The organism is Candidatus Paracaedibacter symbiosus (assembly GCF_000757605.1).
Lineage (GTDB): Bacteria > Pseudomonadota > Alphaproteobacteria > Paracaedibacterales > Paracaedibacteraceae > Paracaedibacter_A > Paracaedibacter_A symbiosus.
In genome coordinates this window covers 318,042-342,006 of record NZ_JQAK01000001.1, presented here as the reverse complement: position 1 = coordinate 342,006, position 23,965 = coordinate 318,042, and the positions used below count along the sequence as shown (strand labels likewise).

Genomic DNA, 23,965 nt, shown 5'->3' with positions numbered 1-23,965 from the left:
AGCTCTCCTTTGCTGGATAGTCTAGTAGAAGAGAGAATTTGAAAATGAGGTAATTTTTCTCAATGGCATGTATTGTTTTAGGGCAGTGATGGTATGACCTGAGCATTTAGATGGTACCATCCACTTAACTAGGAGGAGCTCAAGAAAAATCAGCAGAAATATTTATCTTTTAGGCATAATGGTGGTATGAAGCAACGATGCCGTCGAAAGTGAGAATGGATTAATAAAGGATAACACAGTGAAGAAAATTTTCTTTTTTGGTATGTGCATTATTGGAAGCCTAAGTAGTATAAATTGCGCTTTTGCTGGGCGGCATAATCAATGGAAATATTATGAGGAGCAATGGAAACCTTATAAAGGCAAAAATCGCTCTCAAGAATCTAATGAAAGAAGAAGGCAACGCCAAAATTGGGTAACCATAGAGGAATTTACACACAAACAACAGGCAAAAGCTCCGACAAAAATTCAATTTCATCCCCAAGCTCATATAGAAGATCCTCAATACCAAATTTTTATGGTAATGCTTCTTATGAGCTCGTATGTACTGCAAGTTAATGCCACCGTTCACAAACAGGCACTTTCTTCTCCTAATTTTCAGAATTCAGAAGATTTACTTCTGCAGAGGCCACAATTGGTCAGAAATACAACTTTGCCAGTATGCTCCATTAATGAGGCACTTAAACAACAGCCTTTATCTAATACGCTTTTGAGTTTCTCTCCTTCTAATGCTAACATTGGAGCCCATTTGCCAAGTTCCTTAAAAAACACAAAAACTGCTTTATTTAGTGAGGCATATGGGAGTCTGCAAAAAGCAACCCACCCTAAAGTTGCCGCAAAGAAGAGGACCAAAAGTTTAAACAAAAAACAAGCAAGTACCAGCTTCCCATCCGCTCTGCATAATGATCCTATAGATCAGCTGGGACACAACAACATGACTAAGGAGCCAACAGCAGGATCTCTCTTAGTTAAAGAACACGTGCTTGTTAAAAATGGAGGTATTAAAATTGTTCATGAGTTTGCTAAAAATGAAACATGTCCTTCTCTTCAAATACTTGCTCAAGAAATCCTCCAAGTGGATTGTACAGATCCCTATTTTGGTTTCGACCCAAGAAGCGATAGGCTGGAAAAGTGTTTAGAGAGTGCTTCCATGATCACAAAGGCTGGCCTTATATTTGTTAAAGATATTTTTGAAACAAAATACGAAAGTGAAATAATAAAAAAAGATTTAGGTATTATTGTCGGTGAATGGCACAATAATCTTTATCATTATCTTTATGAATCTCTCATCATAAAAATGTCGGCTGCATTTGAAGTTCCGAGCTTGGTTGTAGAGATTAGCCCTCAAGATTTTGCCACCATAGAAAATTCTCAGCTTAACCCTTTGTTTCCAATTACAGCATCCTCTGATACCTGGCAGTATAATATTAGAAAAATTCGTCTAGCGCTCTCTTTGGGGATGAACGTTATACCAGCGGATTATCCGATGCCAAATCTGCCGGCTACTTTATACAACTTATGGGCTAAAAAATATAAATATCGTTTAGATGATAATTGCGAATATGAAACGCTCGTTTTCGATGTAAGAGAACCTTATTTTTGTAAAAGTATGATAGAAACAAAGGGAAATTTTGTTGCTATTTTCGGAGCTGGTCACCCAAGTTTTATAAAATATGGATGTCCTGACCTTGAAAACAAACTATACTACATCCAATTACAGAAGAAAAATGAATATAATCATTTTCAGCTATCTCCTAGCTGCCCTGATTCCATTGAAAAAAGATTGGCAAGAGATGTAGACTTTCGCTATAACAACCCTTACAGAGAGATGCCCGTTGCAGATATTATTAAACTCCAACAAACCATCGGCTAACTACCAATATGTGCCTGTAGAGGATATTATAAGCAAGGTAACTACCGACCTTGTTCGGAAGAGTGTATAAAAGGTTGGGTTCTGATGCTACCGTCTTAAGAGTCAAGTATTTTTGGTTTCCAAGGTTGTAAAGTCTTAAGCATAGTATTCATAATTGTTAAGAGTTTATGCATACAAGCTGTAAGGGCAACTTTGGCCGCTTTTCCCTGATTTCTTAGCCGTTGATAAAATTGACAAATTAAAGATTAAAGGGTACCAACAACTTAACTAAGTGAAGGTCAAGTAAAGGTACACATAAAGGCTTTCTTTCAAATTTTAGGCACAATAATTCTGTTGAGTGATAGAATGTCAATTCCTAAGAGCGTTTTTAAAAACTTTTCTATAACCTGTAGCAGATTGTTTATTTTGCTCCGTGGCAGGATAAAAATCTTTGAGTCAAAGGTGGAAATTTGAAACGGCGCATCTTTCGTTCTTGTTGTCGCGTTGCTTGATGAGTATTCTCAATTCTATTATTGAGCCTTTTAATCTTTAATTGAATTTATTTTTATTAGTCATAAAACACAAAATGATCATATACAAAATAGTAAAATATATTTATTAGGATTATTAAGAATGGGGAATAGGCGATAAATGCTATTTTTACTATTTCCCACTTTATTGTCTCTAAAAGAGTTTTTCACAAACGGTCGTTTGCGTGATAAGGTTTTTTTGCGGGAGCAGGTGGGAAATATGGTAAACGTTTAATGTGATATATTCCCACTTATCAATTTATTCATATAAATATTATTTATCGTATTGTTTGTAAGCTGTTAATGCTTTATGACTAATATCAGTAATGACATTTAAAGTAATATGCATAAAATGGAAGAAACAATTTTACGACCAGACTCCAAGGGAAGACTTAATTTAGGGGAACTTGCCAAGGGTGTGAGTAGCTATCGTGTAAGAAAAGAAGAAAATGGGAAACTTACCTTAACACCGTTTGTAGAAATTCCCTTTTCAGAAAAATGGATCTTTGAGAATCAGGATATTTTAGAAAAGATTAAATCTCAACTTGCCCAAGATAGTGCTGAGTAAACATTTTGCAAAACCAACAGAATGCATCCATCATTTTAGAAAGCTAATTTTATGCTGATTGGTTATATGCGCGTCTCTCTAAAGCAGACAGGTCTCAAGCTTTAGATTTACAGCGTAATACTCTTTTAAGTGCCGGGGTGGACGTATCTTATCTTTAGGTCGTCTTATCTTTGGGATCTTTGCGGCTTTGGCAGAGTTTGAGAGGGAGCATATTTCAGAGCGGACAAAAGCTGGTTTAACAGCGGCGAGAGCCAGAGGCAGAAAAAGGGGAAGAAACCATAAGATGGCCCTTGCTAAACTGCGTCTTGCCCAAGCGGCAATGGGCAAATCTGAAACCAAGGTAGCCGACTTTTGTGAAGAATTGGCATCACCCGCCACCCTTAACCGCCATGTAGACCTCCAAAGGACCTTCAGGGCAATACGGGCTGATGGGCAAAACCTTCTAGAGCAAAAGAGAGTGTAGATTTTGTAGGAAGAACGAGCACTAGCCCCGTTCCTATTGAAGCTAACTTAAGAGCTTAGTGCAGTTCTCTTCTGAAAATGATAGCCAAATAATAAAAAGTTAATCTTGAAAAAAATAAGCGAGAGGATAACATGAAACTATTAATAGTTGCTATTTGCTTGTGGGCTTATAAAGGTAACCTTACCAATGTGCAAGCTATGGATCGTGAAAAATTCACTCCTGGAGATTCAGGAGGAACAAATTCTTCTAAAAGAAGGGGGGCTGTGCTTCAAAATTCACCTCCAGAACATTCAAAAGATCGGATTGGGTCCTTAAATATTAGGGAAAATGTAAACGCGCAATCTATAAGTCCCCCCAGCATAATAATGAGGTTGGGGAAAAAGGACAAAGCCAACGTTGACGAAATAAAAGCCGCTGTCAACCCTGATGATACTATAAAAAAAAGAAACCTCACGATCAGACGTTGGGACAAAGTCAAGGAATTATTAAGGTAAAGAAAATGGATGAAGAACTTTTTCCCTCTCCAACAAATACTAGTGAAACGCCGGGAATTAATACTATGACTCCGTTAATGGAATCTGCGTTAATGGAATCTGCTTCAATTAGGCCTCCCTTTAGCTGGCTCCCGGTTGATTCTGGTGTAAAAGCGCCCAAGGATCCTATGAAAGGATACCATACTTTGGAAAAAAAGGTGTCTAGTTCTCAAAAGCATGATGTAAATACAACTGTTCAAAACCCAGTTTATAATTTCGGTAAATCAGAAGATTCTGAACTTGAAGAGTGGGAAAAAAAATCATCAGGGCATTGATCGTTAGAAAAAATCTTCCCGTCAAGGAGCAATTCTAATCCATACTAAATTTGGTATAAAGACTGCGATAAAAAAAAAGCTTGGGATATATATTTTTCATTAGTCCTCAACTCTATGATTGATAAGAATAGTTAGTAATTATCGTATTCAAATTTTATATATTGAAGTAATTTATAACAAACAGTGACCAACATTCTATATTAAAAATAGGTTGGCTCACTTTATCTGTTTCTATAAAATTTCTGGACTACTATTATTTATGCGTATAAATTTTTTGGCTCACCTAAAGTGATTTTATTAGAGCAAGGTTTTCTGCGGTGTTGCGGGCGTTCGACAAAAAAGGATACTTTTTGATTGGTTGCACGCCAGTGATAGAACTAAGGTTGTGTGCTTTTGCCTTGCATATATCCATAAATCTGATTCACACTGTAATTTTTAAACAAAGCTCCTCGACTTTGATATTGGCTCGATATATCTATCAAAACGAGTAACCTTACTTTTTTAAGTTCTGAGATAACTAGTATCAGATTATCTCAGAACTAATACAGTTCATAGACTTTATTTGAATTCTTTGATGAAACGATCCCCACCATTAAAGATATATTTCTGTGTCGGCTGACGGACAATTTTCTGCTTATTGCGCCAGCCCAAAAACAGGAAAATGCTCCAGAAGGGGGATATATTTAGTTTTTTCTAATATTTTCGAGTATTTTAGCCTTTTTTTACTTTTTTACGCTAGCCTCATCAGAAGAACCCCCTTTTTAAAAAGGAACTACTTATGAAGTATAGCTATCTCATCTTATCTCTGGTTGGCGCTCTATTTTTGAGCGACAATTCTACAAAAGCTGCAGATTCTTATCCTAAAAGCCCCACTCAACAGTCTTCGGTTGTCATTGGACGCTCGGAGTGGCGCAAATCAACCCAGTCTAATAAAGAAACATTTCCACGATGGAAAAACCCTCGACCATTTAACTGCAGACAGGAATGCACCAGCGTTACAGCAATGCACTGCCAAGGACCAGAAGTAGCTGGCCGTTATGAAAAATGCGCCCAAAACTGCAAAAGCATGCTAGCCACAAACGACCATTATAAACAAGCAATCAGGAAATGCGAAGATAATCTGCAAACAAAACAATATTTAGGTCAAATTATCGAGTTTAACTATACCTCCCCCATTGCCGAACCAGGAACACCTGAATCGCGAGGTTTTCTAGTCAGAGTGCTCAGGAAAAAAACATCTCCACATTTAGGCAGCATTGATTTTATCGAACAGAATGACGAGATAATTGCCTTCCTCCCCTATCCCCCACACTTCTCCATCAAGCCTGCGGAATTTCTCTTTAAAATGATTGAATTTGATGAACTAGATTCTCTAGATTTTGAAAAATTCACTGACGCAGAAATAGAAAACATAAGGCAAGATGATAGGAATGAAATCTATATGAACAATTCCTATAAAGCATTTTTCACGATACCATCAACCTCACCGGAAACAATAATGTTTGATACCCCAATCAAGCGAAATAATGGAGAAGTTAACATCCTCTCAAGCACATTTAACTCTCAGATTCACGAAGAAAGTACTGTACCCTTGTTAATAGACTAAAAAACTGATGAAATAAAAAAGTTTTCAAGTTTTTTGCTGATGTTGGGCCTGGGGATTTTGTGTGGAAAAAGTGTTAACGTTATGCACATACCCATCAGGCCTGCTGCTCAGTATCTCAAAGAGTATTTTATGCCTATCCAATTATTTGTATGATTCATAGACATAGTTTCAACTTAAAAGGTATGGTAAAAGAGATAAAATTACTAGCGAACAGCGTGTAAACTAGCACTGTTTTTACTCTTAGGCAGATCATGAACCAAACCATTAATGAGCGATAAAAAACGCGTTTAAAATAGGCGGAGGTTTATGGTCAAGGAATCCCACAAAAGAATGAAAGGCCTAATATGGCATTGGCGGAATAACTCCTGCACAAAAGCTGCATCGTGTGGCTTTTGACAATTTTGTTTTTAACTCCTTTTAATTTTGGGAGGATACCCAAATGACCAAGTAAAATTTTTTCTTCTTTAATTTATTAACAACCAATAACATCAGGACCCGTGTAAGAAGTACCGGATCCTGAAGAAATTAAAATGAGAATCATTCTCCTACTTTGGAAGAAAATAGCCTCACATCATTACACAATTATTCTTCTTTTCTTCTTTCATGACGACAAGAGGTTTCGTTGGTTCCACCTTCTTAACGACAACAGGTTTCGTCGTTGCCATCTTCTTAACGACAACTGGTTTAATTGTTGCTTGGGGATTTAATTTAAAACCACAAAGAGCAATAGCAGGAATTTTATTAACCCCTTCTGCCTTAAATTTAATTACATGAAATCGTTTGAGGGCAAATTCTATTCCGAAATCTTTTGTGAAGAAGGAACTTAAATTAAAATAATAATTATTTGGATTCATTAAGAGGCTATCTAAAAATGGAAGAATAAAGGCGCTATAAAACTCTTTTCCATACTCAGGATTACCACAAGCACCTAGGGCGCAAGTCACTGAAAATGATCTACATAAATCTTCCCATCCAAGAATGAGATTATAAATGTCGACGTGAGCGTTTAATTCATCTTCGTATTCTACATTTAATATATCTTTAAAAACTTTTTTTTCTATGAGGCGGTTATAAATCTTTCTAGATTCTTCCTCAAAAACCTCCACCGAAATACCATTTACCTCATATTTTTCTTCATACTCTTCAAGGTCAGCGCTAATGCCTTCAAACAGGTCCTTATTGTTTGCATAAATATTTAATAAACATTTTAGAGGCGTTGCTGTCCCCCCTAGCTTTCTAATTTTTTCTTTACTAAAATAAGGACTGCATTCCTGAATATTTAAAATTTCAGTACTGCGATTTCCTATCGTCGTGTTTAAATCTTCAATAAATTCATTGACTATTTTTTGCTCATGATCACATTCTGCTTTTTGGGTAAGATGTTCGCCTGAATAAATCGAAAAATCGAGTATATTCTCCGTCGTAAAGAAACATATGTTATATTTTGTTGAGTAAAAAAGGGCTGAAACATTTTCATCTTGTACGTCACCTCCAGCAATACTCTGAATACCCATCTTTTCCATTCGTTGATACATTTCTTCACGCAAATATTTATGATGATCACGATGTTGTTGATTATATGGGTCAACTCTCTCCCAGTTGGCGGGAATCTTTACTTTTTTACCTAAATAAACAAGTTGGTTTGCCTTATTACTACTATCAACGAGAGAAACTGGCTGAATACTCTTGGCAGATGAAAAAAGGACCAACTGTTTATCCTTCTTGCTTTCTTCTCGCTTTTCCAATTCTTGCTTCTTCAATATGTCAATGAGTTTGTGTTCAATGAACTTTTCTCCTTCATCAATCACTTTATTTTTCAAAGCCCCTGCAGATGGGTTTAAGTTTGAAAGGCTTGATGTTACTTCTGGAAATTCATTTGCGTGTGCAGATAATAGTAATTTTGTTGTAATACAAAAAATGTATAAAAAAATGTTTTTCATAATTATGACTACTGTAGTTTAAAAGTTATTGTTTTTTATTTCCAATTATATTGGTAGCTTATAGTACAGGGGACCGACAACGGTTTTATTTAGTATATATTAGATGTATATATTAGGTGGAGTTTTTATTCCACCTTTGTTCCTTGAGTATCAAGCTGATTATTCAGGCGTACAATGGGTTTTTTCCAGCTTCATGCCCTCTTTAGTAATCGCCAATATCGGATTTTAGGGCGCATTAGATGATTCCTGCTTTAATGCTTGCATTACTAGACGATCTTCTAGTTTTCGTTGATTGCGTAAACTTCTCTGGGATTGGGTAGAATGTGGCTGTGCAGCCCGCATTGCTTCATCATCTTCTTGTTTCCTCTGATTTCTCTTGCGCCTATTTTGAAGGTCTGTTTTAATCTTGAAGGGTTCATTCGGCAGGCGTGCTTTTTCTTGGCGCGCTACTACTTCAAGAGGTGCTACTACTTCAAGAGGTGCTACTACTTCAAGACGTACTTTTTCTTCCAGACGTGCTACTTCTTGGCGCGCTACTTCTTCCAGACGTGCTACTTCTTGGCGCGCTACTTCTTCCAGACGTGCTACTTCTTCCAGACGTGCTACTTCTTGGCGCGCTACTTCTTCAAGACGTGCTACTTCTTCAAGACGTGCTACTTCTTCAAGACGTGCTACTTCTTCAAGACGTGCTACTTCTTCAAGACGTGCTACTTCTTCAAGACGTGCTTCTTCAAGACGTGCTACTTCTTCCAGACGTGCTTCTTCAAGACGTGCTACTTCTTCCAGACGTGCTTCTTGGCGCGCTACTTCTTCAAGACGTGCTACTTCTTCAAGAGGTGCTGCTACTTCAAGAGGTGCTGCTACTTCAAGAGGTGCTGCTACTTCAAGAGGTGCTGCTACTTCAAGAGGTGCTGCTACTTCAAGAGGTGCTGCTACTTCAAGAGGTGCTGCTACTTCAAGAGGTGCTGCTACTTCAAGAGGTGCTGCTACTTCAAGAGGTGCTGCTATTTTCCCACGGAGCTCGTCGACTGAAATTTCCTTTTTAAATTTTCCATTTGATAGAATAACCCATGTTTTTTCCCCATCGTTTTCATCGAGCTTTCTTTTAAGCGAATCTAAATGGGTTAATTCTTTTAAACTATAAGGATTTTCAGATAGCCCTTGTGGGTTATTAGAGGAAGAAGCATTCTCTTCTTCCACATAATAAACATTTGTCTTTGTTTCTGTTAATTCTATTTTTGAGGACCTCACTATAGTAGGAGCTCCCATATTAGTAACAATGTCAATATCGCGTTCAGGAAGGTCAGTCATCCTTTTTTCTAAAACGGTTAGATTTCTTATCTTCTTATTACTATTTCCCAACGGGACACGAAGTTGGAAGCCAATAAAAGCATTCCTTTTTCGCACGTTGTCATGACTTCCTTCCGCAATTAATGAAAAATTATCATGCAATTGCACATTGGCGCGGGCACGGAAACCATTAATAGATTTGGCACCTGCATGTCCGTGGAAGTGATAATAAGCTCCATATACTCTTAAGAAATTAAGACCTGGAACAGCATTTCCTATTTCCAGATCTAACCCTTTTAAAGGTACTTCTTTAACTTTAATGGTATTTATAGTGTTTTCGGTAAAACTATATAAATTACGTCCTTCAAATTCTTTCCAAGTTTTACTACCCACTACTTCTTTGTTTTTTTCGATTTCTTTAGTGGTATTCTGTGGATAGTAAAAATTTGCTCGATAATCCCAGGTTTCACTGAGAGCCTCCAAACCAAAAGTTATCTGATTGACAAAGTTGGATAATTCAGTACGCCGCCGATCGTAAAAACCATACACTCCTAAAATAAATTTTTGATTATCTGTTATCCAGCGTTTTCCAATACCAAAGTTTCCTTCTCTTGATGTTTTTGAATCAGCTGTAAAACGAAAATCCACGTAGAGAAGTTCTGTATCATTTTGCCACAGTGGCGAAAATAAGGAGACTTGACCTATCCGCCTTTGGTTGCCATATTTCCCCCCAAAGTTTATCGTGGGTCGCCACTTTTTATCATAAAAACAATCCTCTTTTTTCTGCGCCTTTTTATCAGACTGACCGTCTTTTGCTTTATTGCTAGATGTATGAGAAAAAGCTGCATCTGGCATAAATAATGCCAAAGAAACTGTAAAGAGACATATTTTTTTAAAACTCTTAATGGATTTTATTTTACTAAAATTTATTTTCATTTTTCTTTATCTTTATTTTTGTTGAAATAAAAAACATCGTCAACACATTAGAATGTATTTTTTTAAACGTTTAACTAAATATTAATACTGCTAATTTAGCATTATAATAAATTATACTCAACTTTTTAAGTGATAATATTATAATATTTAACGTGATTATATATCGTTTATTTTAATATTTATAAAATCAAATTTGAATAAAATTTAACTTTCTTTTTTTGTATAATAGGAAATACTAATAATTTTATAGTAGGCTACTGAGAGTAAGACCTAAGCTTTTAAATACTCAAAAATATTGATTTTTGTTCCTCCATATCTCTATTTTAAAAAATAGAGACATTAACAGGGCTTGAGTTATGAAAAATTAAAAGAGAGAAGCATATGATTTGTAGATGGGGTAATCTCAGGGCGCGGATTAGATCTTTTTATTGAAGATACTTAAGGCAAAATTTAAATGATGACGTGCCAGATTTCAGAATCATTAATCTCTTTTCACATCAAGAAATCAACGAAACTTTAAATATAGAAGTAACAGGTAATTTACAGGCTATGTAGGCTATGCAAATTCTACCGACCATTATTAGATCATTATTAGACCATTATTAGATCATTATTAGACCATTATTAGATCATTATTAGACCATTATTAGATCATTATTATCCAATTATCTGCTTCTGAGGGGCCGGCCCATAGTTTGTTCACGATATTCACTCGCAGGTTTTTTGATTAATTCTAAGATTAACAAAGATATAACCATCATTGAGGAAACCTTCGAGAAGTTAAACTTTGGTAAAGTATTGCTAGGTATAAAAATAATGTCTAACCAGGACGGGGCTCAACCTTAGAGGATGGTAATCAGGATTTTGAGAAAATCACTCTTTTAAGTAAAATAGCTCTTGCAAAAGTATGACTAAATTGTGTAAAAGCTATAATATCTGGTCGCATAGCTCAGCGGTAGAGCACTACGTTGACATCGTAGGGGTCATAGGTTCAATCCCTGTTGCGACCACCATTTTCACTTTCCGGTAAACTAAACGATTCTAATTCTTCATCCGTAAATCCGAAATGATGACCAATTTCGTGGATCATCACGTGGTCGACCAACTCTCTGACACTTTCTTCGTTTTCCCTCGCATACCGAATCAGTGGACAGCGAAATAAATATATAATGTCGGGGATGCCATTTTGCACTGAGATCTTTTTGTGGGGAAGGGGGATTCCTTTATAAAGCCCTAAGAGATCATATCGGTCTTTAAGATGCAGATTGGTCAAAGTTTGTGGATCTGGATAGTTTTCCACCCGAACAATAATGTTGCGAAGGAAAGGCTGGTATTTGTCGGGCAGTTCGGTCAATATTTTGTAGGCCATGGAGTAGATATCCGCAAGATCGGGAATTTCAGCGGCGATATCTCTACCCCCAACGATTTGAAGTCGCGTTTTGTTCTTTGTCATTGAATAAAATTCTCACATCACTTGCATCTAGGCAATTTGCCGGGCAAAGTTAAACATATGAACAGCATAAAAGAGGAAAGTTAACAAATGGTCGAGAAGCTAACAAAAAATGAGATTAACTCAATTTCTAGCCAACTTCCAGATTGGAAGCTATCTGATGATCAGCTTTCTATTGGGAAGAGCGTAGAGTTTAAAGACTTTACTCAAGCCTTTTCTTTTATGACCAAGGTTGCCTTGGTGGCAGAAAAAATGGATCATCATCCCGAATGGTTTAATGTGTATAATAAAGTTTCTATCTGTTTAACGACACATGACTGTGGTGGTTTAAGTCAAAAAGATATAGACTTAGCCATGAAGATAGATAGTTTTAGTTAAATAGGGTCTCCTCGAAATGAAATGAGGGAGATTGCGTTGGTGCTTTTGCTCCTCACAAGGACGGAGTATAAGTGCTCAGGCATAGAGGTAAGCTATGAAAGATATATTTATAAAGAGTGTTCTGGTGGGCTCGCTCGTTGGGTTGTCTGGTTGTGCTCCTGATGCTATAAAGTCAGGAGTCGCCTCAGCTGCTAAAATGGAACAAGCAAAAGTATGGTTGGAACAAGTCAAATTTAACCCAACTCCTGATGTGAATGGTAATGCGCCCATAACGGTTGATATTTTAGTATTTTACGATGCAGAAGCGATGGGGAAGGTTGCAGCACTGACGGCAGACAAATATTTTCAGCAAAAAGATCAGCTGAAAAAGGATTATAGCGATCAGATTGATTTTTTCTCCTTTGATGTCGTGCCCGGGCAACGTATGAAGGATCAGGATATTGAACTGAGCAAAGCTTCAGGGCTGGCGGCTGTTGCCTTTGCAAGATATAGTACGCCAGGGCCGCACCGTGTAGCCATTGGTCCTGATAGAATTATCCAGCTTGATCTTGAAAAGAATGATTTTAAGATCACAACAATTAAGTCATAATGACGAGAAAAAGAAATTAAGGTGAGAGTGTGAGTACACAACCGACAAAAAAAGATTTTTGGTTTTTGCCTTTGGGCGGCTCAGGTGAAATTGGGATGAATCTCAATTTATATGGGTATGACGATCAATGGTTAATGGTTGATTTAGGCATCACTTTTGGTGATCGTTTGGGAATCGATATTATTACGCCAGATCCAGAATTTATTGCTTCTCGACGTGAAAAGCTGGTGGGATTAGTGTTGACGCATGCCCATGAAGATCATGTCGGAGCCATCCCTTATTTGTGGCCTGAATTACAATGCCCAATTTATGCGACTCCTTTTACTGCCCACGTGGTACGTCAGAAGATCAAAGAATACTCCTGGGCTAAAAAAGTTGAAATTCATGAAATTCAGCTGAATACTCATGTAGATATTGGCAAGTTTGGCGTTGAATTTATTTCTTTGACCCACTCAATCCCTGAACCCAATGCGTTGGCGATTACGACGCCACTTGGCACAGTGATGCATACGGGTGATTGGAAGATTGACCCAGAACCGTTGGTTGGCAAGGCAACAAATCATACGCGACTCCAGGAATGGGGCGATCGCGGTATTTTGGCGATGGTGTGTGATTCCACAAACGTTTTTTCTGAAGGAAATTCAGGTTCAGAAGATGCTGTGCGCACGGAGCTGATCGATCTTCTTGGCCGACATTCTGACTCACGGATTATCTTTTCTTGTTTTTCATCCAACATAGCCCGGGTGGAAACAGCTATAAAAATTGCCCATCATCATAATCGCAAAGTTTGTTTAGTGGGCCGTTCTTTGGAACGCATGGTCGAGGCAGCTCGGCAATCGGGATATCTGCAAGATATTGGCAGTTTCATTGATGAAACCACAGCAATGCAATTACCTCCTCAAGCAGTGATGATTATTTCTACCGGTTCTCAAGGTGAGCCGCGCTCTGTTTTGGCTCGAGTAGCTGGTGATCAGCATCCTCTCATTAAGTTGGATAATCGAGACGTGGTTGTTTTTTCATCGCGGGTAATTCCGGGGAATGAAAAGGCGATTGCTAACCTCCAAAACAATCTTGTGCGTAAAGGGGTCTCTATTATCACTTCCCATGAAGAAGATATTCACGTCTCTGGCCACCCCGCACGGGAAGAATTGAAGCAGATGTACGAATGGGTGCGTCCGCATGTTCTCATTCCAGTGCATGGCGAGTTTCGTCACATGCAAGAACAAGCAGAGCTGGGACTGGAGTGTGGTATTCCAAAGGTGGTGGTTCCTGAAAATGGAACGATTGTTTGCCTAGAAAAAGATCAGCCGCAGGTGATTAATTCAGTTCCCGTTGGAAGGTTGGGGTACGATGGCAATCGCCTGATACCAATGCAAAGCCCCCTGGTGAAGGAACGGTCGAAATTATCTTTTCAAGGGGTTGTTTTTGTGACGTTGGTATTAGATCGTGCAGGACAGGTGGCCAAACCACCTCTCTTATCGATAATGGGTATTACCACTGGCGGAGAAGAACAAGAACATCTCGAAAGGGATATGAATCGCACAATTCGCCAGGTTATCAATAATGGGTATAAAAATACAGATAGTTTAGCCAATGAGTTAAAAGTAGGGATTCGCCGAATCTGCAATAACTGGATTGGTAAAAAACCACCTGTGAATGTGCATATCGTTCAAATATAGGTTTTTGCATCCCTTTCTGTTCATCATTTTCTGTTCATCATTATTTTTTGAGGCTTGGTAGCTAAAAAAAATACCCTTAAATCCCAGCTTTTGCTGGGATGATATTAGGGTACAATCTCTTCCATAAAATGGTATCTTTTTAGTAAAATTAACCTATTTTTTACGCCACTAAGTCAAAATTTACTTTGTTAATAACGAAAGGAAGTTTTGATGCGTAAATTAATTTTGCCTCTTTTATTTTTAGCAACTTCAGTTAATGCTATGGATCTACAGAATGAGTTTACTGAAGCGCATTATGCAAAAAGTTTGCCAGTTGTTACTGCAAACAACTTATATCAACAAAGCGAAGAGTTTTTACGGGAAAGCAAAGCACTTGCAGACTTAAGCTATCTCAGCGCGCAGTGGGAGCAAGCTGGTAAAGCTGTGAAATTAGCATCGGACCTTTTAACATTGTCTCAAGAAAAGACATTGAAAATGGTGCCGCTGCCGGTTATATGTAATAATTCATTTACCGGTCCATCGGAACGAATAATTATCAATACAGACTATGAGAAGTCTATTTATATGCTTATGAATTGGGCTGATAGAATGCCAGAACAGATATTCACCATAATGAGTCTCACAAAAGATAAGCCTGAAGCAACAATTAAGATCAATAGCTTAAGTTCAATTTTATCAGAGTTGCGGGGAACAAATCTTCTTCATAGTAATGAGAATGCGGCTCGAGCACATGATATCTTGCACGAGGTCATAGTCAAACTTGAAAAAGAACAAGCAAACTTACAAAATCAAAGAAAAAATATTTTGTTTCAGATCGCGGCAAATAAAAGGGATCAGGATACGCAGAAGCTAGCTTTACTTAATCGTATTAACTCAATGTCCTCTAACCTTGTAGTTGCTGCGATTTTCCTAAAAGAGGATATGAACTAACTTTATCTGTTGTTTTCTTGCTGAGTTGGCGAGGGCTTGTGTTCCCAGTTACCCTCTCGGATTAGATCCGAGGAACACCAACCCCCGCCCAAAGATTTAACCAGACTTGCAGTGGCTGTCAGGCGCCGTGCGGCAATGGCAATATAATTGCTGCGGGCAGTAAAGTAATTGATCTCAGCCGTCATCACATCTGAGAAATAAATAGTGCCTGATTTATATTCATTGATGGTGAGATTTAGTTGCTTTTTGGCAGCTTTAACGGCCTCTACTTGGCTTTTAATTTCACTTTCTAAAATGCGGAGGGCGGCTAAATTATCCTCCGTCTCCTGAAAGGCGGTTAAGACCACTTGCCGGTAGTTAGCAACCGATTGATCGTAAGCTGCCCTTGCTGCTTCAACTTTGCCACTCACCAGGCCACCGTCAAAAACCAATTGTGCCATTTGTCCAGCCATTGACCAAATTTGGGAAGGAGCGGTGAAGAGCTTGTGCCATAATGTACTTTCATATCCCCCAGAACCGTTAAGGGTTAAGTTGGGGAAGTAGGCAGCGATGTTCACACCAATTGTGGCATTGGCCTGCGCCATTTGTCGTTCGGCCTGGGCGATATCTGGGCGTCTTTCCATGAGCGTTGCTGGCAAGGCCGATGGCAGAGTTGGTGGTTCTGGAAGAGCTGAAGAATCAACCGGGATAGAGAAGTCTGATGCTGCTTTGCCAACCAATACAGCAATCGCATGTTCATATTGCGCTCGGGTAACTTTATTGTCGATGGCTTTGACTTCAGCAGTTTTAAGCTGACTTTCAGCCTGAGCGATATCAAGGCCAGTAGAAACACCCATTCTGTGACGATTTTGCGTTAAGACCAACAGTTTTTGATAACTCCCCACTGTTTCATCAAGAAGTTTTTGGGTGGCATCGACGGCGCGAAGTTCATAATAAAATTGAGTAAGGCTGGCCTCGCTTGATAATTTTGTTAAAGCAACATTTGCTGCAGCCGCCTCCGCACCCGCTTCACTTGACTCCACAGAGCGACGCACGCTGCCCCAAACATCCAGCTCCCAAGTGGCATTTAAACCAACATTATAGAGGTTAGTAGGCGCACTAGCCAGATTAGTGCTACCTGTTGAAAAGCTTTTTTGACGTGTGGCTGAGGTGGTGGCATTAATCGTAGGAAAAAAGCCCGCGCGCGCTTGATCCACAAGGGCTTGGGATTGGCGATGTTGGGCTTCAGCCAGCGCTAAATTTTGGTTGGTGAGCTCAACCTCAGCCACTAAATTACTTAGGAGGGGATCATTAAACATATCCCACCAGGTACCCCGATCAACGGTATCTTGAGGGGTGGCAAATTTCCAGCCAGCGGGCGGCTCTTTGAATTGCGCTGGTGTTTCAATAACGGGGCGCACATAATCAGGCCCAACTTCACAGGCGTTGAGCAAAAGTAAGAGTAAAGGGAGAACCACCACGGATGTTTGTTTGTGGCGACGTTTCCACCAACTACTGACGCGTTCCATGCTGAGATAAATGACAGGTGTGGTGTAAAGGGTTAACATCTGGCTAAAAATAAGTCCTCCAATAATTGAGATCCCCAGTGGCTTTCTTAATTCTGACCCAACACCACTGCCAAATGCAAGGGGGACCGCACTTAAAATCGCCGCCATCGTCGTCATCATGATGGGACGAAAACGCAATAAACAGGCTTCATAGATGGAAGCGATGGCTGATTTGTGTTGCTGGCGTTCTTTCTCAAGGGCAAAGTCAATCATCATAATCGCATTTTTCTTCACAATGCCAATAAGAAGAATCATCCCAATGATAGCAATGATGCTAAGCTCTGTTCCGGTCAGGAGCAAGGCAATCATCGCGCCAATCCCAGCTGAGGGCAAGGTGGAGAGAATTGTGATTGGGTGAATTGTACTTTCATACAAAATGCCAAGGACGATATAGACTGCAATAAGCGCTGCTAGAATTAACAGAGGTTGCGAAGACAGCGAGTCTTGAAAGGCTTGAGCTGTACCTTGGAAGGATCCATGCATGGTTGCTTTAGGCATACCAATTTCTGTTGTTGCCTCGTTAATCATCTCGACGGCTTGGCCCAGTGAATAGCCGGGAAGTAAGTTAAAGGAAATGGTGGCGGCAGGGAATTGTCCTTGGTGATTGACCAATAAAAGGGTATTTGAGATTTTGGATTTTGTCACCACTGACAAGGGGATCTGATTGTTGGTGGCAGAAGGGGCATAAATCAAATCAAGAGTTTCTGGACGCTGCCAGTATTGAGGAGCCAGCTCCATAACAACGTGATATTGGTTCAAAGCAGTATACATAATAGCGATTTGGCGTTGTCCAAATGCATCATAAAGAGTATTGTCAATTGTTTGTGGTGATACTCCAAGTCGAGAAGCAGCATCACGGTCAATGGTGACAAATACTTCCTTCCCATTGCTCAGCTGATCACTATTGACATCCACAATGCCTGGCAGGGTTGCGAGTTTTTCTAGTACGCGTGGCGCCCAGGTGTTGAGTTCATTAAGGTCATAAGAGGTGAGGGTATACTGGTACAGAGCATTGGATTGACGGCCACCAATGACCAAATCTTGCGTTGCCCGCATATAAACTGACGCGCCAGGAATAGCTGCTAGTTTTCCTCTCAGTCGCCCCATAATATCGTCGATGGGAAGCTTACGCTCTTCGAGGGGTTTCAACGAGATGTACATGGTGCCCGCGTTGCCAGACGCACTATTACCGCCGATAAAACCAACCACAGTTTCAACGGCAGGATCATCTTTGACAATTTTGACGTAGTCGTTAAGTTTTTGCTTTAGCGCTTGGAATGAAATATCTTGCTGTGCCTGAATGCTCGCGACTATTCGACCTACGTCTTGTTGGGGAAAGAATCCTTTAGGAATGATAACGAATAGGAAAATATCAGAAGCAATCGTTGCGGCAGTGAGCGTCAGCATGAATTTTGGCCGTCGCAAAGCCCAACCTAAACTTTGGCGATAGTGACGCATCATAAAGTTCATTACGCGCCCCTGGTGATGACCTTTTTTTTCAGGCTTTAAGATATACGCCGACATCATTGGTGTGACGGTGAGAGAAACAACCATCGACATTAAAATCGCAATCGAAAGGGTAAGAGCAAATTCACGGAAAAGGCGACCGACAATTCCACCCATCAAGAGAATAGGGATAAAAACAGCAATTAACGAGGCGCTCATGGAGAGGACGGTAAAACCAACTTCTTTGGCACCAAGAATTGCAGCCTGTATCGGCTTAAGGCCGGCCTCAATATGGCGGGATATGTTTTCCAAAACCACCACCGCATCATCTACGACAAAGCCTGTGGCAATGGTCATTGCCATCAGCGACAAGTTGTCAAGGCTGAAGCCGCAAAGATACATAACGCAAAAAGTACCTAGTAATGAGAGGGGGACAACCACGCTGGGGATAAGAGCCGCGCGAAAATTACCTAAAAACAGATAGATCACCCAAATCACTAAACAAACAGCCAAAATCAGAGTAAATTCAACATCTTTAAGAGAGGCACGGATAGTGGTGGTGCGATCCATAACAACGCTGAGATCGATGGCAGCGGGGATATCTGCTTTTAAGTTTCTGAGGGCGCTTTTCACGTTATCTACAGTCCCAATAATATTGGCACCGGGTTGTTTGAAGATAATTAAGAGCACAGAGGGTTTACCATTACTCAGACCAGCGTTACGAAGATCTTCAACCGAATCAATCACCTCGCCCAAATCAGAAAGCCGAATCGGCGCGCTATTTTGATAAGAGATAATTAAAGGCTGGTAATCAGCTGCTTTAAAGAGCTGATCATTGGTCATAATTATGTAAGAATGCATCTCGTCGGAGAGCTGGCCTTTGGGACGGTTATTGTTCGCCGCAGCCACGGCAGTTCGCACCTGCTCAAGGCTAATCCCGTACTTGTTGAGCGCTGTTGGGTTCAACTCTAGTCGGACTGCGGGCAGCGAACTACCACCGACAATTACTTGACCAACACCATTCACCTGAGACAGCTTTTGCTGCAAGATGGTAGATGCAATATCATACATTTGACCACTGCTATAGGTGTCAGAAGTCAGCGCAAGAATGATTATCGGTGCATCAGAAGGATTGACAATCTTGTAAGTTGGATTGCTAGGTAGATCCGCTGGCAGATTGCTTCGCGCCGCGTTAATGGCTGCCTGTACATCTCGTGCTGCACCATTTATATTGCGAGACAGATCAAATTGTAGGGTAATTTGCGCTGTTCCAAGTCTTGAAGAGGAGGTTATTTCGGTAATGCCTGCGATGCGTCCGAGTTGCCGCTCTAAGGGTGTTGCCACGGACGTCGCCATAGTTTCAGGGGCAGCGCCTGGGAGGGTAGCCTGGATGCTAATTGTCGGGAATTCAATTTGTGGCAAAGGAGAAACGGGCATCAAATTAAAAGCAAGAATACCCGCCAATGCCAATCCAAATGCTAAGAGGGTTGTCCCAATCGGACGGCGGATGAAAGGGATCGAAATATTCATGAAGGGGTCCCTCGCAAAGGTGACAGCGAGCGCATCAATCGGTCAAAAGCCATGTAAATGATGGGTGTTGTGTAAAGGGTGAGGAGTTGGCTCACCATCAAGCCACCAATAATCGCAATGCCGAGGGGTTGTCTAAGCTCAGCGCCCATACCTTGACTAATGGCCAATGGAACGGCTCCTAAAATCGCCGCCATTGTCGTCATTAAAATAGGACGGAACCGCAGCAAACACGCTTCATAGATCGCCTCTTGCGCTGATTTTTTATGGACGCGCTCTAATTCAAGCGCAAAGTCAATCATCATAATCGCATTTTTCATAACAATCCCTATGAGGAGGATAATCCCAATCAAGGCCACCACACTTAGCTCCTGACCGAAAAGGATCAGAGCAATCAACGCACCCATCCCAGCAGAGGGTAGGGTAGAGAGGATAGTAATCGGATGAATATAATGTTCATACAAAATGCCCAAAACAATATAGACAACAATAATGGCCGCCAGGATCAGAAGCCCTTCATTGGCAAGAGAGCTTTGAAAAACTTTGGCTGATCCTTCAAAATTGGTGACGATGCTTTCCGGAATACCGAGCTCTTGTTTGGCTTTATCGATGGCGTGAATGGCATCACCTAAAGCCGCTCCTGGACTTAAGTTGAAGGATATAGTTGAAACGGGGAATTGACCTTGACGGTTGATCAGCAACGGGCCAGTTGTCTGTTTAATCTTTGTCAGTGTTCGAAGGGGGATGGAAGCTCCAGCAGAGGAAGTCAGGTAAATATTATCCAACGCTTTTTGTATCTGCTGCAATTCTGGCAAGATTTCAAGGATCACGTGATATTGATTAACTTGAGTATAAAGCGTTGAGATTTGGCGCTGACCAAAGGCATCATAAAGAATATTGTCAATTTCTTGCACCGTAATTCCCAGGCGAGCCCCCGTATCGCGGTCAATAGTAATCAGCGTTTGCAAGCCGTTGTTAAGTTGATCGCTAGCGACATCCTGCATCCCTTTCTCACCCCGCAATTTGGTGATGAGCTTGTCGCTCCAGCGCGTCACTTCCTTTTCATCAGGACCGTTGAGGCTATACTGATATTGAGTACGGCTGACCCGGTCATCGATGGATAAATCTTGGACCGGCTGCATGAAAAGCTTAATATCAGCAACTTTATCCACTTTTTCCTGAAGCCGTCGAATAATATCGCTGGCGGACAATTTCCTTATTTCCATAGGTTTGAGATTAATTAACAGACGGCCACCGTTGAGGGTAGTATTGGTGCCATCAATCCCGATAAAAGAAGATAAACCTTCAACGGCAGGGTCTTCTAGCACGACAGCCGCGATCGCCCGTTGGCGCTGGGCCATGGCTTTGAAAGAAACAGATTCCGGTGCTTGTGTAATCCCTTGAATCACGCCGGTATCCTGAATCGGGAAAAAACCCTTGGGGATGAAATAGAACAAAACTCCTGTCAATCCCACCGTAACACCAGCAATAATTAATACCTCTTTTTGGTAACGAAAGACGGTTTTGAGGGATCTAGCATAAGCGTCAACCACCTTATCTTGCATGGTCTTTGACACCTGTGCCAACCAATTTTCGGGGTTGTCAGTGCGAGCGGACAAAAACCGAGCGCAAAGCATCGGTGTTAAGGTGAGGGAAACAAAAGCTGACATTAAAATTGTGACAGATAGAGTAATGGCAAATTCGCGGAACAAGCGGCCAATAATATCCCCCATGAACAATAGAGGTATCATCACGGCAATCAATGAAACAGTGAGAGATAGGATGGTGAAACCAATTTGTTCAGCTCCTTTAAGGGCGGCTTGCAAGGGGCGTTCCCCTTCTTCGATATAACGCGCGATATTTTCAATCATGACGATAGCGTCGTCTACCACAAACCCTGCCGCAATGGTAAGCCCCATGAGAGTGAGATTGTTGAGGCTGAACCCCATCAAATACATTACCGTCAACGTCCCAATCAGCGAGAGCGGTACGGCAACACTCGGGATTAAGGTGGCCGAAACATTCCGTAAAAAAATAAAAACAACCAAGACCACTAAAAGAATTGAGATCAGCAGATCAAATTGCGCATCAGCGACCGAGGCACGAATGGTGGTCGTGCGATCGGTGACGAGAGTAAGCTTCACATCACCAGGTAAGGTAGCACTGATTTTGGGCAAGAGATTTTTGATGCGATCCACCACTTCGATGACATTGGCACCTGGCTGACGTTGAATGTTAAGGATAATCGCTTGTTCATCGTTAATCCAGGCGGCTTGGCGGACATCTTCCGCACCATCAATCACTTCCGCAATATCTGAGACGCGGACAGGAGCATTATTTTTATAAGAAACAATAACCTTTTTAAACTCGCTGCTGGTGAGTAATTGATCATTGGCATTAATCGTCAAACTTTGGGCAATGCCATCAAAGCTTCCTTTCGGGCGGTTGAGACTTGCGGCGTCGATGGCGGTGTGAATATCCTCCAGAGTTAAACCATAGGAAGATAATGCATTGGGATTGCACTGAATCCGCACGGCGGGACGCTGGCCGCCACTGATGCTGACCAAACCAACGCCCGAAAGTTGGGCAATCTTTTGCGAGAGCCTGGTATCAGCAAAGTCCTCAACTTCAGTAAGGGGCAAGGTTTTGGTAGTTAAAGCCAACGTTACAATGGGTGTGTCAGCGGGGTTTACCTTGTTATAAATCGGTGGGTTAGGTAAATCCGTTGGTAGGTAAGTAGTGGCAGCATTGATTGCTTCTTGCACTTCTTGCTCCGCCACATCAAGACTCAACTCAAGATTAAATTTGACGGTAATGATGGAGGAACCATTCGAACTGGTGGACGTCATTTGGCTGAGTGCCGTCATCTGGCCCAATTGCTTTTCTAAAGGTGCTGTGATAAGAGACGCCATCACATCGGGGCTTGCCCCAGGATAAAATGTCGAAATGCGAATTGTTGGATAATCGACTTCTGGTAGAGATGAAGCAGGCAGCAAACGGTACGCTAATATCCCTAAAAGCAAAAGTGCGGCCATCACAAGGGAGGTGGCAATCGGGCGCAGAATAAAGGGACGAGAGGGACTCATGACGATGTCTTTTTTTGAGACGCAATCATGTCGAGCTTCGGTTCAGCCTTGGGTTCCTTAATCTCGGGTACCTTAATCGCAGCGCCATCAGTGAGCTTATCTATGCCCTCTATAATCACCTGCTGATTTGCTGTAAGGCCTTCTTTGATCACAGTGTCATCTTGATAGGTAATACCGGTGGTAACATATTGAATCTTCGCCGTTTTATTGTCATCAGTTATATAGGCATAGGTTCCTTTTGAACCATGCTGCACCGCGGATGTGGGAATAAGAATGGCTGCTTTTAATGTCGTCACTAAAAGTTTAATGTTAACGAATTGATTGGGAAAGAGGGTTTCATGAGGGTTGTCAAAGGAAGCTTTCAGTTTCACGGTACCTGTGGCTGTATCAATCTGGTTGTCCATTGTCATTAAGATACCAGTGTCCAAAAGCTTGTTTTGCCAGCGATCGTAGGCCTCAACCACTAGTTTATCCTCTTGCCGAACTTTATTGAAGACCTCGGGCACATTGTCTTCGGGTATCGTAAAAACCACAGTAATGGGTTTGGTTTGGTTCAAGACAGCAATTCCTGTTGTGTCTGATGTTTGAACATAGTTACCCGGATCCACGAGGCGCAAACCAACGCGCCCTGTAATCGGGGAGGTAATTTTACAATAAATGAGATTGACCTTTATTGCCTGGATCTGCCCCTCATCGGTTTTAACAGCACCTTCATATTGTTTGACTAAAGAGACTTGTGTATCAAGAGTTTGTTGCGAGACTGAGTCTTGTTTATAAAGAGTTTGATAACGTTTAAGATCAAGCTTGGCATTGGCGAGAAGTGCTTTATCGCGCTCCAATTGGCCTTCGTACTGCGTCAACTGTGCCTGATAAAGACGGTCGTCGATTTGGGCAAGAAGCTCACCTTCTTTAACGGCTTGCCCTTCTTTAAATAAGATTTTTTGGAGTTGGCCGTTGATTTGTGTTTTGACCGTGACGGTGTAAAGGGGGGTAACTGACCCCAGCGCAGAGAGATAAACTGGCACATCCGCTGTTTTGGAAGAGGCAGTGCGCACAAGCATTGGTTGTTTGTTACCTGCTCCCTGCTTAGTCGTCATTGTTAAGTGAAGGGAGGGGGTGGTTTTAATCTGAATCATGGCGGCAATTGCGATGATGAGCAAAAGAGAAATGATTTTTAAAACTTGGCGACCATGTTTAGTTGTTTGAATTTTTTCAATATAAACAGCAACTTGATGCTTCATGACGGGCAAGGAATAGGATTTGATGCTATTTTCAGAATCCATAGGAATCACGTATATTTACACAGTTATAATTATCCATGTGTTTATCATAAATATGGTTCA

15 protein-coding genes, 1 tRNA gene and 2 pseudogenes are annotated in these 23,965 nt (G+C 40.9%); 11 read left to right on the top strand and 7 right to left on the bottom strand.

Going from position 1 to position 23,965, the window contains the following annotated elements; translation table 11 throughout:
- Positions 1 to 238: 238 nt before the first annotated feature.
- Complete coding sequence (locus IG80_RS0101595; protein ID WP_156961994.1) at positions 239 to 1,870, top strand: hypothetical protein; 1,632 nt, start codon at positions 239 to 241, stop codon at positions 1,868 to 1,870.
- A 95-nt stretch (positions 1,871 to 1,965) separates the two neighbouring features.
- On the opposite strand, the pseudogene IG80_RS16090 reads toward IG80_RS0101595, so the two are convergent.
- Positions 1,966 to 2,112, bottom strand: a pseudogene (locus IG80_RS16090) (IS110 family transposase); the annotation flags it as partial.
- Between the two features lie 619 nt (positions 2,113 to 2,731).
- Between IG80_RS16090 and IG80_RS0101590 the strand changes: the two are divergent.
- The 5 genes and pseudogenes from IG80_RS0101590 to IG80_RS0101570 all read left to right on the top strand — a co-directional run bounded on the left by IG80_RS0101590 (position 2,732) and on the right by IG80_RS0101570 (position 5,824).
- Entirely contained in the window at positions 2,732 to 2,947 is a 216-nt protein-coding gene (locus IG80_RS0101590; RefSeq protein WP_032112308.1) for a hypothetical protein, read from the top strand.
- Positions 2,948 to 3,104: 157 nt separating this feature from the next.
- Positions 3,105 to 3,410 (top strand): annotated as a pseudogene (locus tag IG80_RS16465) (recombinase family protein); the annotation flags it as partial.
- 131 nt (positions 3,411 to 3,541) lie between these two features.
- Positions 3,542 to 3,904 carry a hypothetical protein gene (locus IG80_RS0101580; RefSeq protein WP_032112307.1) on the top strand — a complete coding sequence of 121 codons (363 nt, stop codon included), beginning with the start codon at positions 3,542 to 3,544 and terminating at the stop codon, positions 3,902 to 3,904.
- A 5-nt stretch (positions 3,905 to 3,909) separates the two neighbouring features.
- On the top strand, positions 3,910 to 4,218 hold the full coding sequence (locus IG80_RS0101575) for a hypothetical protein (RefSeq protein WP_032112306.1): 309 nt from the start codon (positions 3,910 to 3,912) through the stop codon (positions 4,216 to 4,218).
- Positions 4,219 to 4,996: 778 nt separating this feature from the next.
- Positions 4,997 to 5,824: a hypothetical protein gene (locus tag IG80_RS0101570; protein ID WP_032112305.1), complete on the top strand. Its 828-nt coding sequence runs from the start codon at positions 4,997 to 4,999 to the stop codon at positions 5,822 to 5,824.
- Positions 5,825 to 6,390: 566 nt separating this feature from the next.
- Here IG80_RS0101570 and IG80_RS0101565 read toward each other — a convergent pair.
- Both IG80_RS0101565 and IG80_RS0101560 read right to left on the bottom strand, forming a co-directional pair.
- Positions 6,391 to 7,764: a hypothetical protein gene (locus IG80_RS0101565; protein ID WP_032112304.1), complete on the bottom strand. Its 1,374-nt coding sequence runs from the start codon at positions 7,762 to 7,764 to the stop codon at positions 6,391 to 6,393.
- A 225-nt stretch (positions 7,765 to 7,989) separates the two neighbouring features.
- The gene (locus IG80_RS0101560) at positions 7,990 to 9,990 is read right to left on the bottom strand and encodes an inverse autotransporter beta domain-containing protein (RefSeq protein WP_032112303.1); all 2,001 of its coding nucleotides are present in this window, start codon (positions 9,988 to 9,990) and stop codon (positions 7,990 to 7,992) included.
- A 938-nt stretch (positions 9,991 to 10,928) separates the two neighbouring features.
- Between IG80_RS0101560 and IG80_RS0101555 the strand changes: the two genes are divergently transcribed.
- Positions 10,929 to 11,003 (top strand) — tRNA-Val (locus IG80_RS0101555).
- Here the strand turns inward: IG80_RS0101555 and IG80_RS13760 are convergent.
- Positions 10,982 to 11,443, bottom strand: a complete 462-nt coding sequence (locus IG80_RS13760; protein ID WP_075553133.1) for a metallopeptidase family protein — start codon at positions 11,441 to 11,443, stop codon at positions 10,982 to 10,984. The genes IG80_RS0101555 and IG80_RS13760 overlap by 22 nt on opposite strands.
- A gap of 87 nt (positions 11,444 to 11,530) precedes the next feature.
- Between IG80_RS13760 and IG80_RS0101545 the strand changes: the two genes are divergently transcribed.
- The 4 genes from IG80_RS0101545 (at position 11,531) to IG80_RS0101530 (ending at position 15,016) form a co-directional block, all read left to right on the top strand.
- Positions 11,531 to 11,818 (top strand): 4a-hydroxytetrahydrobiopterin dehydratase, encoded by a 288-nt coding sequence (locus tag IG80_RS0101545; protein ID WP_032112301.1) that lies wholly within the window; start codon positions 11,531 to 11,533, stop codon positions 11,816 to 11,818.
- Between the two features lie 94 nt (positions 11,819 to 11,912).
- Positions 11,913 to 12,407 carry a hypothetical protein gene (locus tag IG80_RS0101540; RefSeq protein WP_032112300.1) on the top strand — a complete coding sequence of 165 codons (495 nt, stop codon included), beginning with the start codon at positions 11,913 to 11,915 and terminating at the stop codon, positions 12,405 to 12,407.
- Between the two features lie 29 nt (positions 12,408 to 12,436).
- Entirely contained in the window at positions 12,437 to 14,086 is a 1,650-nt protein-coding gene (locus IG80_RS0101535; RefSeq protein WP_032112299.1) for a ribonuclease J, read from the top strand.
- Positions 14,087 to 14,296: 210 nt separating this feature from the next.
- Positions 14,297 to 15,016, top strand: a complete 720-nt coding sequence (locus IG80_RS0101530; protein ID WP_032112298.1) for a hypothetical protein — start codon at positions 14,297 to 14,299, stop codon at positions 15,014 to 15,016.
- A gap of 2 nt (positions 15,017 to 15,018) precedes the next feature.
- Here the strand turns inward: IG80_RS0101530 and IG80_RS0101525 are convergent, their stop codons facing one another.
- Genes IG80_RS0101525 through IG80_RS0101515 form a run of 3 tightly spaced genes read right to left on the bottom strand, consistent with a single transcriptional unit; the run spans position 15,019 to position 23,863 of the window.
- On the bottom strand, positions 15,019 to 19,539 hold the full coding sequence (locus IG80_RS0101525) for a multidrug efflux RND transporter permease subunit (protein ID WP_075553132.1): 4,521 nt from the start codon (positions 19,537 to 19,539) through the stop codon (positions 15,019 to 15,021).
- Positions 19,536 to 22,622 carry a multidrug efflux RND transporter permease subunit gene (locus IG80_RS0101520; RefSeq protein WP_032112297.1) on the bottom strand — a complete coding sequence of 1,029 codons (3,087 nt, stop codon included), beginning with the start codon at positions 22,620 to 22,622 and terminating at the stop codon, positions 19,536 to 19,538. The genes IG80_RS0101525 and IG80_RS0101520 overlap by 4 nt, the downstream gene beginning before the upstream one ends.
- Positions 22,619 to 23,863 (bottom strand): MdtA/MuxA family multidrug efflux RND transporter periplasmic adaptor subunit, encoded by a 1,245-nt coding sequence (locus tag IG80_RS0101515; protein WP_084756244.1) that lies wholly within the window; start codon positions 23,861 to 23,863, stop codon positions 22,619 to 22,621. The genes IG80_RS0101520 and IG80_RS0101515 overlap by 4 nt, the downstream gene beginning before the upstream one ends.
- Between the last annotated feature and the right edge of the window lie 102 nt (positions 23,864 to 23,965).